This window comes from Saccharomonospora azurea NA-128, assembly GCF_000231055.2.
GTDB classification, from domain to species: Bacteria; Actinomycetota; Actinomycetes; order Mycobacteriales; family Pseudonocardiaceae; genus Saccharomonospora; species Saccharomonospora azurea.
This window is the reverse complement of sequence record NZ_CM001466.1, coordinates 2,811,023-2,823,161: the sequence shown is the minus strand read 5'-3', so window position 1 is coordinate 2,823,161 and position 12,139 is coordinate 2,811,023. Positions and strand designations below refer to the sequence as shown.

The window sequence follows — 12,139 nt, the reverse complement described above, 5'->3', positions numbered from 1 at the left end:
TCAGAGCAGCGTGAGCAGGCCGACGACGGAACCCACGGCCAGGCCGATCGACGCGGCGAGGATCAGCACCCAGCGGGCGGGCAGTGGTTCCGGTTCGAGCCGGTGGCTGCCCCGGGCGGCGGTGGCGGGTCGGGCGTCCGCGTCCCGCGCCTCGACGGCCGGTCGGCGGGTGCGGGGCTCGTCGTCGGGCGTGCCGGCGAGCAGTCCGTAACCGGCGGAGCCGCCGGGTGGATCCGCCAGGGGCGCCGGGCGTCCGGTGGGCATGGCGGGTCGTGCGGACGGCGTCGGCTGCACAGGCTGTGCGGCCGGTGTCGTCGGCGCCGTGTGGGCCGTCGGGGCAGTCGGGGCCGTGGGTGGTGCCGGTGGTGCATACCGCGCCTGCGCACGCAACGCCTCCGCAAGCAGGCGCTCCGGGTCGTCGCTCATCGCCGCTCAGCGTAGTCCCGTGACGGGACGTCGACCGGGCACCCACACTCCTTCGGGCTTTCAGGCCGTGGGGAGCGGCTCGACGACCCACGAGCCCCGCCGCAGCACCCCGGTGAGCCGCAGGTCGTCGTCGAGGACCACCAGGTCGGCGAGGAGGCCGGGGCTCAGCGAGCCCGTCTCGGTGTCGATGCCCAGCTGCGTCGCGGGATGTGAGGCGGTGGCGGCGACGGCGTCGGCGATGTCGAGTCCGGCGTCGTGCACGAGGTTGCGGAACGCGACGTCCATGGTGAGCGTGCTGCCCGCGAGCGAGCCGGTGTCCGGCACCGTGGCGACCCCGCCCGCGACCTGCACGTCGAGGTTGCCCAGCCGGTACCTGCCGTCGGCGACGTCGGTGGCCGACATCGCGTCGGTGACGAGGACCGTCCTCGACCGGCCCGCGTGGCGGGCGGCGAGCCGCAGCACGTCGGGGTGTACGTGGACGAGGTCGCAGATCAACTCGACGGTCACCCGGTCGTCGTCGAGCAGGACGCCCACCGGGCCCGGTTCCCGATGGTGTAGCGGACGCATGCCGTTGAACAGGTGGGTCGCCACGGTGGCGCCCGCGTCCACGGCCGCCCGTACCTGCTCGGCGACCGCGTCGGTGTGTCCGATCGCCGCGATCACGCCCGACTCGGTGAGCCTGCGCACCGTCTTGATCGCGCCGGTGAGTTCCGGGGCCAGGGTGACCATGCGGATGATGTCGTCCCCGGCGTCGAGCAGCGCGCCGACGGTGGCGTCGTCCGGCTCCCGGAGCACGCTCGGGTCGTGTGCCCCGCAGCGTGCCTCGGCGATGAACGGCCCTTCGAGGTGCGCGCCGACCAGCTCCCCGTCGGTGACGAGTTCCCGTAGCGCCGCGAGTTGGTCGACGAGCGCGTTCGGCGGCGCCGACACGAGGCTCGCCATCAGGCTGGTGGTGCCGTGCCTGCGGTGGGTCTCGATGGCGGTGCGGGCCTCGTCGGGATCGGCGCTGGTGAACGAGCCGCCCCCGCCGCCGTGGCAGTGCACGTCGACGAAGCCGGGCACCACGTGTGCGCCCGCGAGGTCGAGGTGCCTCCCCGCCGGTGGCGTTCCCGTGCCCACGGCGCTGATCCGCTCACCCGAGACGGAGAGCCACCCGCCCGCGAGCGTGCCGTCGGGGCAGTGGACGCGCGCGCCGGTGAGGACGAGAGTGTCGGTGCCGTTCACGGTGACATCTTATTGGTCCAGACCTCAAGGAGGCCATCGTCGCGGACGTGATGCCGGTTGCGCCGATCGACGTCCTTCAGAATCCCCTCGGGCGTTGTCCGTCGTTCATGGCGCGTTGCAACGCCTCCAACGCGCGGCTGGCCGTGGACTTCACCGTTCCCCGGGAAATGCCCGCGGCCTCCGAGATCTCCGCCTCGGACAGGCCGCCGTAGTAGCGCAGCACGAGGACCTCGCGCTGCCTCGGCGGCAGCTTCGACAGGGCGGCCACCACCGCCTGGTGCTCGGTGGAGAGCATGGCGAGGCTCTCGGCCGAGCGGGCGTTCACCACGTGCGGCGGCACGTAGTCCCGCGCGGTCTTGCGCCTGCGCAGCACACTGCGGGAGCCGTTGACGACCGCCGTCCGCAGGTACGACACCGCCGCGGCGGAGTCGCGCAGCTTGCCCCAGTTGCGGTGCAGCCCCGTGAACGCCTCCTGCACCACGTCCTCGGCCGTGGCGGGCTCGTCCACGAGCAGGATCGCCAGCCGCACCAGGCGCATCCGGTGCTGCCGGTAGAGGTCTTCGAGAGTGAGCGGCCCCGACGGCTGAACCCGCTGTACCGGAGCGTCCAACGTGCGCAGATGGGACAGCGTTCGCTCGACGTCGCGCTCCGCTCCGCGCGCGACCCCGCGGTGTCGCATCGGCTCGGCGCTGCCGTGCATCCGAAAACCTGCCCATCCTCGTCGACTTCTCCTGGGCAAGAGCGTATCGGCTGCCGACCCGGCGGCCTAATGTACGGGCGTCCCGCGTCGGGGTCGCTGTTCCGGGCTGCGGTGACCTGCTGGTGACAGACCGTCGACCGACTGCCGACCTGCTGTCGACCGGACGGTCCGCCGGGCCGTAGCGTGGGGGCATGGCGTGGTTCGTGGTGGAGCAGACGTACGTGCCGGAGACGTTCGCCGCGGTGCGGCCTCGGCACCGGGAGTACCTGTCGTCGCTGGTGGCGGACGGCACGGTGGCGGTCGCCGGTCCCGTCGGCGACACGGGTGGCATGGTGATCTACCGGGCGGACGACCGCGACCACCTGCAACGCATCATCGACGCCGACCCGTACCACCTGGAGGGCGTGCTCGCGGAGCGCACGGTCCGCGAGTTCAACCCCGTGCTGGGCGCCTGGCTGGCAGGTCAGTAGCCGCCACCGAGCTTGGTGTGGTCCCAGCTGACGATCTTCGTCGGCGTGCACACGAGCCCCACGCGTTTGGGTGCCTGAGCGGCGACCAGCGCGCGCACGGCCTGGGTGTCGGCTCCCTCCGGTGCACGGGCGAGCGCGAGGTCGAGTCCGATGCTCGTCACCGTGTCGAGGTCGGTGACGAGCTCGACGTCGCACTCCAGGGACACGCCGCGCAGCTCGTCGTAGGACTGTCCCGACTCGACCAGCAGCGTGGCGCGCGGATCGCGGCGGAGGTTCACGGCCTTCTGCGAGCGTGCGTAGGTCCAGGTCGCCAGCCGCCACGGCGCGGGGTCGGCCTCCACGCTGTCGCGCACGACGTACCAGAGCGGCACGAGGTGTGGCCTGCCGTGGGGTCCGAGGGTCGCGATCGTGACCGTGCCGTCGGCGGCGCGGGCGGAGACGAAGCGGGCGACCTCGTCGTCGCTCATCCGGATCGCCTCGCGCCGTGACGGTCGGGAGGGCTGTGGCCGTTCCGGCACGGCGGCCGCCCTACTTCCGGGCCGAGGACTCGGCCGCGGCCCGGCCACCGTGTCCGGTGATCGACGCCTCCCGGGCTCCTCGGTGGGCGATGTCGGCGAGTGCGGCCCTGTCGGCAGCGGGCACCCGCGACCGCGAACCCAGCTCGATGACGGGCGGCAGGAACGCCCGGAACAGCTTCACCGCGCCGACCCAGCGCGGCACGTGGATCGTGCGCGCCCGCCTGCGGATGCCGTTCTGGAGATCGCGAAGGGCGACCTCCAGCGGGTAGGTCCGGCCGATGGGACCGGGCATCGAGTTGCGCAGCTTGCCGAACACGGGGTGGGCGTCGGCGCTCTCGACGAGATCGGTTTTGATCCACGTGGGGTGGGCGACGCCGACCTTGACGCCGAGGTGGGCCACCTCCGCCCGCAGGCTGTTGCAGAACGCCTCGACACCGGCCTTGGCCGCGGCGTAGTTCGCCATGCCGGGCGCGTGGGTGATGGCGGCCAGCGACGAGATTGCGAGCAGGTAGCCCCGGCGTTCGAGGACGTGGGGAAGCGCCACCCGGAAGGTGCGCCACACGCCGAGCAGGTCGACCTCGATGACGCGCTCGAACGCCTCCGGGTCGACGGAGCGCACGAAGCCGGTGGTGGCGATGCCCGCGTTGGCGATCACGACGTCGATGCCGCCGAAGTGGTCGACGACGCCCTCGACCGCGGTCTGCAGCGCCTTCCAGTCGGTGACGTCGGCCTGCCAGGAACGCGCGGCCGGGCCGATGCGGTCGGCCACCCGCTGCTGTTCCTCGGCTTCGAGTCCGACCAGGGCGACCTTCGCGCCGTCGGCCGCGAGTCGTTCCGCGAGCCCCGCGCCGATCCCCCGGGCCGCGCCCGTGATGAGCACGACCTTGTTGCGCACGTTCCTCGTGGTCCACCAGGTGGGCAGCGACGCCATCGGGTGCCTCTCCTCGGTTGCGGTCTGCACGGACGCCCCGCAACTTACTCGAAGTAGGCTACTCCGCGGTAGGGTGTGCTGAGGAATGATCACGGTCGAGCTGCCGTTGCGCCGGACATGACAGTGAACCTCGGTTCGATCGGCATCTGGCACGTCGGTCACCGCGAGGCCACGCAGGAGTACCAGAAGCCCTACGACAAGATCGTCTCCTACCTCGACGTCCTCGACGCCGAAGGAGTGCCGCGCGACGCCCTCGTGCTCGCCGCGCTCGGGCCGAAGGTGCTGCGGCTCTCGGCCGAACGCACGGCGGGAGCGCACCCGTACCTGACCACGCCCGAGCACACCCGCCGCGCCCGCGAGATCCTCGGCGACGGCGCCCTCCTCGCGCCCGAGCAGAAGGTGGTCCTCGACCCGGACCCCGAACGGGCTCGGGCCAGTGCCCGGCCGATGGTGTCGCGCTACCTCGGACTGACCAACTACGTCAACAACCTCCGCAGACTCGGCTGGACCGAGGCCGACGTCGCCGACAGCGGCAGCGACGCACTCGTCGACCAGCTGGCCGTGCACGGCGACGCCGCCACCGTCGCGCGGGGTGTGCGCGCCCACCTCGACGCGGGAGCCGACCACGTCTGCGTCCAGGTCCTGCCGCACGAGACGGACCCGCTGCCCGCGTACCGCGAGCTCGCCGAAGCCCTGGAGTTGACAGGTTGATCGATCAGGATCTTCGGGGTTGATCGATCAGGGTCCGAAGGGGTAATGCGGCTCACCGCGAGAGTGCGTCTTCGCTCGTAGGATGCGGGCAGAGAGGGTGCCTCGGGCGCGCGGAGATCGCGCGCCGGCACCGTCCCGCAAGCGCCCGTTCCCGAGGAGGACAACGATGCCCATCGCCACACCCGAGGTCTACGCCGAGATGCTGGATCGGGCCAAGGCGAACGAGTTCGCGTACCCGGCCATCAACGTGACCTCGTCCGAGACGCTCAACGCCGCGCTGCGGGGCTTCGCCGAGGCGGAGAGCGACGGGATCATCCAGTTCTCCACCGGTGGTGCCGAGTTCGCCTCGGGCCAGAAGGTGAAGGACATGGTGACCGGGGCCCGCGCGCTCGCCGAGTTCGCCCACGTCGTCGCCGACAAGTACCCGGTGAACGTCGCCCTGCACACCGACCACTGCCCCAAGGAGAAGCTCGACGGGTTCGTCAACCCGCTGATCGAGATCTCCCGGGAGCGCGTGAAGCGCGGCGAGAACCCGCTCTTCCAGTCGCACATGTGGGACGGGTCCGCCATCGACCTCGACGAGAACCTCAAGATCGCCACGGAGCTGCTGGAGCGGGCTGCCGAGGCGAAGATCATCCTGGAGGTCGAGATCGGCGTCGTCGGCGGTGAGGAGGACGGCGTCTCCAACGAGATCAACGAGAAGCTGTACACCGCCGAGGGCGACTTCCTGAAGACCGTCGACGCGCTGGGCGCCGGCGAGAAGGGCCGCTACCTGCTCGCCGCCACGTTCGGCAACGTCCACGGTGCCTACAAGCCCGGGGCGGTCAAGCTGCGTCCCGACGTGCTGAAGCGCGGCCAGGCCGTGGCCGCCGAGAAGCTCGGGCTTCCCGAGGGTTCGAAGCCGTTCGAGCTCGTCTTCCACGGTGGTTCGGGCTCCCTGCTGGAGGAGATCCACCAGGCCGTGTCGTACGGCGTCGTGAAGATGAACATCGACACCGACACCCAGTACGCGTTCACCCGCCCGGTGGCCGCGCACATGTTCACCAACTACGACGGTGTGCTCAAGGTGGACGGCGAGGTCGGCAACAAGAAGGCCTACGACCCGCGCAGCTACCTCAAGAAGGCCGAGGAGTCGATGGCCGCCCGCATCGTCGAGGCCGCCGAGCACCTCAAGTCGGCGGGCCGCAAGCTCTGACGAGCGCGCTGCCCGGGGCCTGCCGTGCGTCATGGCGCACAATGACGTCATGACGCACGGCAACCTCCTCGAACCCGAGCCCACCCGACTCCCGGACCGGCCCGAACCGCAGGCCGCTCTCGACTCCGGCACGGACCCGGCCGACGTGGCGGCCGAGCACCCGGACTTCAGCGAGGCATGGGCCGCGCTGGCGGAGGCGGCGCTCGCCGACGGCGAGGTCGTCGCCGCGTACGCCTACGCCCGCACGGGCTACCACCGGGGGCTCGACCAGCTGCGCAGGGCGGGCTGGAAGGGTTTCGGCCCGGTCCCGTGGTCGCACCGCCCCAACCAGGGTTTCCTGCGTTCGCTGGCGGCGCTCGCGCGCGCGGCGCAGCGCATCGGCGAGACCGAGGAGTGGCAGCGGTGCTCGACGTTCCTCGCCGATTCCGATCCCGAGGCCGCGAAGGCGACCGGCCTGGCGGAGTGATCCGCCGTCAGCAGCGGTCGAGCATGTCCTCCAGCGTGGCCTTCTCGTCCTCCTCCACCGTGAGCTCCCAGGTGTGCTTCACGTCGATCCACAGGATCGCGTAGGTGCACCAGTAGCTCTCCAACGGCGGCTGCCAGTCCTCGGGCCCCTTGTCGCCCTTGGACTGGTTGACGTTGTCGGTGACGGCGAGAAGGTTCACGCCGTCGAGGTCGTTGGCGAACCGTTCGCGCTCCTCGTCGGTCCAGGCGTCCGCGCCGGAGCGCCACGCCTCGGCGAGGGGGACGACGTGGTCGATGTCGACGTCGGCCGGGTCGGTCCAGGTCTCCCCGTCGTACGGGCTCGTCCACGAGCCCGACGTCGGGCGGCACTTGTCGTCCACCTTCACGCCGTCACCGTCCCGCTTGAGGACCGTTTCGCGGGTGTTGCAGCCTTCGCCCTGGTTGCTCCAGTGCGGGAAGCGGTCGCGGGAGTAGCCGTCCATGCTGCCGTCCGGGCCCACCTTCAGCTCGGCCAGCTGCGTGCGCGCGTCATCGGCACCGTCGGCGCCACCCGTCTCCGCGCTGGTGGCGGTGCCGGTGGCGCCGCCCTCGCTCCCGGCGACTTTGTCGACTGCGGCACACCCACTCAGCACCATGGCACCGAGTGTGATGGATATTGCACTGAGAGTAATTGACTTGCGCACGACTCGACTCTGACGGATCGAGGGGGAGCAACTCAATACGTCGGGTCGATGTCACACAACAAGACCAGTGGGGACCTCCCGAACGGAAGGTCCCCACTGCGCCGGTGGTTCCTTACGAGCCGAGCAGGCTGTCGCAGTTGCTCCTCGGCTGCTCGCCCTTGATCATCCCGGACAGCACCGACACCGCCTGCGGGTAGGCGCGCAGCATGCCGCCGACGTGCGACGGCACGTACGACGTCGTGAACTGCACGGTGCCGCCCCGCTCGCACCAGTCCACCGCCATCTGTCGACCCTGGCCGTACGGGACGATGTCGTCCAACCTGCTGTGCAGGACGAACACGGGCACGTCGGGCGCGCGCAGCCCGATGCGCTGCTCCGCCACGGCCGAGGCGTACGGCTCCTCGCCGAGGTACTCCTCCAGTGCCCTGCCGTCCTGGGTGAGCTTCGAGGTCCTCATGAACGCGTATCCGAGGATGGCGTCCTCGGTGCAGGCGTCGGCGATCTCGTCCATGACCCGCCTGCCCTCGTCGTTCACGACGTCGTCGAGGTTCACCTCGGGATAGGCGGCGTCGAGGCCCAGCAGCGAGAACCCGAGGAAGCCCGCGGCGTAGTGGCCGTCGAGCACGGGCGCGACCTCGGCCAGGTTCGCCGGAGGCGCGCCCGCGTACGCGCCCTTCACGTCGAGTTCGGGGGCGTACTCGTCGACGAGCTCGGCCGCGGCCGCGGACGCCCCGCCGCCCTGCGAGTAGCCGGCGAGCACCACCGGACTGTCGGCGGACAGCCCTGCCTCCGGCACCTGCTGGGCCGCCTTGGCCGCGTCCAGCACCGCGTGAGCCTCGGCGGCGCGGTTGACGTAGGTGTGCATGCCCGGCGTGCCGAGACCCTCGTAGTCGGTCACCACCACGGCGTAGCCGAGGGCGAGCAGCCCCGTGACGAACGGGCCCTCGTACTCGAGCCCCAGCGCGAGCTTCTTCGACGGGGCGCAGTCGTCACCGACGCCCTGCGTGCCCGACGCGTAGCTCACCAGCGGCCGGGCACCGTCGCCGCGCCACTCGCGTTCGGGCACCAGCAGGGTGCCCGTCACCGCGTTCGCCTCGCCGTGGGTGTCGCTGCTGCGGTACATCAGCCGGTAGACGTCCGCGTCCGGCTCGATGAGCTTCAGGGGGTCGAGGTAGAACTCGCTTTCCTCGTACTTCAGGACGTCGCCCGCCTCGCCCGTCAGCGGACTCGGCGGCGTGTAGAAGTCGTCCGCGGACGCGGGGTCGGCGTGCGCGGCGTGGCCCGCGGCCACGGTGAGTCCGGTCACCATGGTGGCAGCGGTGGCCACACTGGCGAGCGAGGTGAGAAGACGTCGGCTCCGACCGGGTGGACGCATGTGCGCTCCTTGTGAATTTGTGACAACGCTGTCCCCGGTCGGATTCTGTTGGGACAACAGGCGTTGTCAATGTCACGTCGACGTTTTCCGTCCCGGGCGACGAACCCGGGCGCCGAAACTACGCACGACGTGACAAAGAATCACGAGTCGCGCGGGCGCACCAACCGCAGATCCTGTGTGTGCCGGTACCAGGTCCAGCGCTCCATCGACCGCGGGTACGGGACACCGTCGGACACCGGCACCACCGGGTCGCACCCGAGCTGGAACGCGCGCCCCGAGAACGTGGTTCTGCGCCGCCGGAAGCGGCCCTGCGTCACGGTGACGACCAGGCCCTCGGGGCCGGGACGCACCTCCAGTGAACGCGCCTCACCCCGCAGGGCCACGGTGTCGTCGCAGTAGCCGACACCCCGCACACCGGGGATGACTCCGCGAGCCACGAGCACCCCACCGGCGTCGTCGCGCACCAGCGGTACCGGCCGGTCCTCACCCGTCACCGCGAGCTCCAGCGCCGTGGCCGGATCGGTCGGCAGCCCCCACAGTGCGGCGAAGGCGGAGTCGCGCTCGGTCGGCACGAAACCGACCGTGGTCGACGCCAGCAGGTCCTTCCTGAGCAGCCGGAGGACGACGGCCGCCAGGTCGGCGTCCGTGCCCGCCACTACCAGGGCGGGCTCCAGCAGCGGGTCGACTTCCTTCTTGCCGGGCCGCTCGGGCACCCGCTCGATCCGGACGTCGGCGTCGCCCTTTAGCGAATCCGCCGCGTTCCCGCAAGCCAACACCAGTCCACTCACGCCTCGCTCCTCGGTTAGGCTCATGCACCGGCATCTTGATGCGTGTCATCCGTCCCGCCCGACGGTCAGACCTCGAATACCAGGAGTGTTACATGCCGGCCATCGTGCTCGTCGGTGCCCAGTGGGGCGACGAAGGCAAGGGGAAGGCCACCGACCTGCTCGGCGACCGTGTCCAGTGGGTCGTCCGCTTCCAGGGCGGCAACAACGCCGGTCACACGGTCGTCCTGCCGAACGGCCAGGACTTCGCGCTCCACCTCATCCCGTCGGGCATCCTCACGCCCGGGGTCACGAACGTCATCGGCAACGGCGTGGTGGTCGACCCGGGAGTGCTGCTGGACGAGCTGGCGGGCCTGGAGGAGCGCGGGGTCGACACCTCGAAGCTGCTGCTCTCCGCCGACGCGCACCTGATCATGCCGTACCACGTCGCCATCGACAAAGTCACCGAGCGGTACCTCGGCAAGAAGAAGATCGGCACGACCGGACGCGGCATCGGCCCGTGCTACCAGGACAAGATCGCCCGAGTCGGCGTGCGGGTGCAGGACCTGCTCGACGAGAGCATCCTGCGGCAGAAGATCGAGGCGGCACTGGAGTTCAAGAACCAGGTCCTCGTCAAGGTCTACAACCGCAAGGGCCTCGACGTGAACGAGGTCGTGGACACCGTGCTCGCCCAGGGCGAGAAGTTCGCCCACCGCATCGCCGACACGCGGCTGGAGCTGAACAAGGCGCTGGAGCGCGGGGAGACCGTGCTGCTGGAGGGCTCGCAGGGCACCCTGCTCGACGTCGACCACGGCACCTACCCGTACGTCACGTCGTCCAACCCGACGTCGGGCGGCGCGAGCGCGGGCTCGGGCATCGGGCCGGGCCGCATCACGACGGTGCTGGGCATCCTGAAGGCCTACACCACCCGGGTCGGCTCGGGTCCGTTCCCGACCGAGCTGCTCGACGAGTCGGGCGAGAACCTGCGCAAGGCCGGTGGCGAGTTCGGCGTCACCACGGGCCGGTCGCGGCGCACCGGGTGGTTCGACGCGGTGATCGGCCGCTACGCCGTGCGGGTCAACGGCATCACCGACTACTTCCTCACCAAGCTGGACGTGCTGTCCGGGCTGGACACGGTGCCGGTGTGCGTGGCGTACGAGGTCGAGGGCGAGCGCACCGAGGACATGCCGATGACCCAGACCGGCGTCCACCACGCGAAGCCGGTCTACGAGGAACTGCCCGGGTGGCACGAGGACATCAGCGGCTGCCGCAGTTTCGCCGAGCTGCCCGCCAACGCGCAGGCCTACGTGGAGCGGCTGGAGGAGCTGATGGGCGCCCGCATCTCCGCCATCGGTGTGGGTCCGGGGCGCGAGCAGACGATCGTGCGCCACGAGTTCGCCTGACGCGTACGCGAACTGCGAACACGCGTGCGCAGACCGAGGACACGCCGGGTGGGTTGCCCCACACCGGCGTGTCCTCGGTTCAGGGACGGATGTTGGCTATTCCCGTACGCATGTTCGCTCTTCCCGTACGGCGCTCAGCGCCGGTGGGAGCGGGCGGCCTCCACCGCGATGTCCGGGTGGTCGGCGAACACACCGTCGATCCCGGTGGCGAGGAACGCCTCGTACTCGTCGAAGACCCGACCCCACGCCGCCGGGTCGTCGGACGACCGCAGGTCGGTGGGCAGGAACTGGTTCTCCGCGCGGAACGTCCACGGGTGCACGTCGAGACCCGCGCGGTGGGCGTCGTCCACGAGTGACGTCGGCTCACCGAGGTTGCCGTCGGCGTCGCGCGGGATGATGCGGTCCTTGGCCGGGCCCAGCCCGTCCGCGTAGCGCGCGACGTCGGTCAACCCGGCGGGCGTCAGGAGGTCGTCGTAGGTGCGCGGGTCGCCGGAGTGCACGAAGTCGTAGGGCGCGCCCGAGGCGTCCACGAGCTGTACCAGCGGCACGCGCAGCCGGTCGTCGAGCTGCTGGAGGTTCGTCACCTCGAACGACTGCACGTAGACCTTCGCGTTCGGGCGGTTGAGGCCGTTGCGGGTGAGCGCCTCGACGAGTGCCGGTTCGAGAGCCAGGTCCTGCTCGGCGAAGTACGTCGGGTGCTTCGTCTCGATGTAGAGGCCGATGGTGCGGCCGAGTTCGCGGGACAGGCGGCGGGAGAGGTCGACCACTTCCTGGAACGTCGGGATCTCGAAGCGGCCGTCGTACACCGTGTTGTGGGGGCGCAGGTCGGGAATGCGTTCCACGGCCCGCAGCGTCTTCAGCTCGGCGAGCGTGAAGTCCTCGGCGAACCAGCCGGTGACGGGCTTGCCGTCCACGAGCTTGGTGGTCTTGCGATCGGCGAACTCGGGGCGCTCGGCGACGTCGGTCGTGCCACCGATCTCGGGTTCGTGCCTGGCGACGAGCACCCCGTCCGAGGTCGTGACGAGGTCGGGTTCGATGTAGTCGGCGCCCATGCGGGCGGCGAGCTCGTAGGACGCCAGGGTGTGTTCGGGCCGGTAGCCCGACGCGCCCCGGTGACCGACGACGACGAACTCCTCGTCGCCGTGCGTGCCGCCGGGTCGCTCGCCGGGTTCGGCGCTCGCCGGGGCGACCGCGCCCCCGAGCGCCGTGAGCCCGCACAGGGCCAGTAGTGCCAGCTTCTTCCGCATTCTCCCGCCTTCCAGGTGGTGATCGGT

13 protein-coding genes and 1 pseudogene are annotated in these 12,139 nt (G+C 70.8%); 5 read left to right on the top strand and 9 right to left on the bottom strand.

Annotated features, from left to right (window positions below; translation table 11 throughout):
* The 3 genes from SACAZDRAFT_RS12720 to SACAZDRAFT_RS12710 form a co-directional block, all read right to left on the bottom strand.
* A complete protein-coding gene (locus tag SACAZDRAFT_RS12720) occupies positions 1-426 on the bottom strand; it encodes a hypothetical protein (protein ID WP_040927757.1) in 426 nt (141 codons plus the stop codon).
* 60 nt (positions 427-486) lie between these two features.
* Positions 487-1,650 carry an N-acetylglucosamine-6-phosphate deacetylase gene (nagA, locus tag SACAZDRAFT_RS12715; protein ID WP_005442230.1) on the bottom strand — a complete coding sequence of 388 codons (1,164 nt, stop codon included), beginning with the start codon at positions 1,648-1,650 and terminating at the stop codon, positions 487-489.
* A gap of 76 nt (positions 1,651-1,726) precedes the next feature.
* Entirely contained in the window at positions 1,727-2,350 is a 624-nt protein-coding gene (locus tag SACAZDRAFT_RS12710; RefSeq protein ID WP_005442228.1) for an RNA polymerase sigma factor, read from the bottom strand.
* A 191-nt stretch (positions 2,351-2,541) separates the two neighbouring features.
* On the opposite strand from SACAZDRAFT_RS12710, the gene SACAZDRAFT_RS12705 reads away from it, so the two are divergent.
* Positions 2,542-2,820, top strand: coding sequence for a YciI family protein (locus SACAZDRAFT_RS12705; protein ID WP_005442225.1), 279 nt, complete (start codon positions 2,542-2,544; stop codon positions 2,818-2,820).
* On the opposite strand, the gene SACAZDRAFT_RS12700 is transcribed toward SACAZDRAFT_RS12705, so the two are convergent.
* Positions 2,814-3,287, bottom strand: coding sequence for a pyridoxamine 5'-phosphate oxidase family protein (locus tag SACAZDRAFT_RS12700; protein ID WP_040927756.1), 474 nt, complete (start codon positions 3,285-3,287; stop codon positions 2,814-2,816). The two genes, SACAZDRAFT_RS12705 and SACAZDRAFT_RS12700, sit on opposite strands and share 7 nt — an antisense overlap.
* 61 nt (positions 3,288-3,348) lie before the next feature.
* Positions 3,349-4,269, bottom strand: a complete 921-nt coding sequence (locus SACAZDRAFT_RS12695; protein ID WP_005442221.1) for an SDR family oxidoreductase — start codon at positions 4,267-4,269, stop codon at positions 3,349-3,351.
* 153 nt (positions 4,270-4,422) lie between these two features.
* Here SACAZDRAFT_RS12695 and SACAZDRAFT_RS12690 point away from each other — a divergent pair.
* From SACAZDRAFT_RS12690 to SACAZDRAFT_RS12680, 3 genes and pseudogenes are all read left to right on the top strand, one after another.
* Positions 4,423-4,980 (top strand): annotated as a pseudogene (locus SACAZDRAFT_RS12690) (TIGR03620 family F420-dependent LLM class oxidoreductase); the annotation flags it as partial.
* 166 nt (positions 4,981-5,146) lie between these two features.
* Complete coding sequence (gene fbaA, locus SACAZDRAFT_RS12685) at positions 5,147-6,175, top strand: class II fructose-bisphosphate aldolase (protein WP_005442220.1); 1,029 nt, start codon at positions 5,147-5,149, stop codon at positions 6,173-6,175.
* 49 nt (positions 6,176-6,224) lie between these two features.
* Entirely contained in the window at positions 6,225-6,641 is a 417-nt protein-coding gene (locus SACAZDRAFT_RS12680) for a DUF3151 domain-containing protein (protein ID WP_040927979.1), read from the top strand.
* A 7-nt stretch (positions 6,642-6,648) separates the two neighbouring features.
* Here the strand turns inward: SACAZDRAFT_RS12680 and SACAZDRAFT_RS12675 are convergent, their stop codons facing one another.
* The 3 genes from SACAZDRAFT_RS12675 to SACAZDRAFT_RS12665 form a co-directional block, all read right to left on the bottom strand.
* Positions 6,649-7,275, bottom strand: coding sequence for an HNH endonuclease family protein (locus tag SACAZDRAFT_RS12675; RefSeq protein ID WP_050983471.1), 627 nt, complete (start codon positions 7,273-7,275; stop codon positions 6,649-6,651).
* A 160-nt stretch (positions 7,276-7,435) separates the two neighbouring features.
* On the bottom strand, positions 7,436-8,698 hold the full coding sequence (locus SACAZDRAFT_RS12670; RefSeq protein WP_005442212.1) for a lipase family protein: 1,263 nt from the start codon (positions 8,696-8,698) through the stop codon (positions 7,436-7,438).
* A 140-nt stretch (positions 8,699-8,838) separates the two neighbouring features.
* The gene (locus SACAZDRAFT_RS12665; protein ID WP_005442210.1) at positions 8,839-9,486 is read right to left on the bottom strand and encodes a hypothetical protein; all 648 of its coding nucleotides are present in this window, start codon (positions 9,484-9,486) and stop codon (positions 8,839-8,841) included.
* 92 nt (positions 9,487-9,578) lie between these two features.
* On the opposite strand from SACAZDRAFT_RS12665, the gene SACAZDRAFT_RS12660 reads away from it, so the two are divergent.
* Complete coding sequence (locus tag SACAZDRAFT_RS12660) at positions 9,579-10,865, top strand: adenylosuccinate synthase (protein WP_005442208.1); 1,287 nt, start codon at positions 9,579-9,581, stop codon at positions 10,863-10,865.
* 134 nt (positions 10,866-10,999) lie between these two features.
* Here SACAZDRAFT_RS12660 and SACAZDRAFT_RS12655 read toward each other — a convergent pair whose 3' ends face one another.
* Positions 11,000-12,112 (bottom strand): glycerophosphodiester phosphodiesterase, encoded by a 1,113-nt coding sequence (locus SACAZDRAFT_RS12655; RefSeq protein WP_005442207.1) that lies wholly within the window; start codon positions 12,110-12,112, stop codon positions 11,000-11,002.
* Positions 12,113-12,139: the final 27 nt, after the last annotated feature.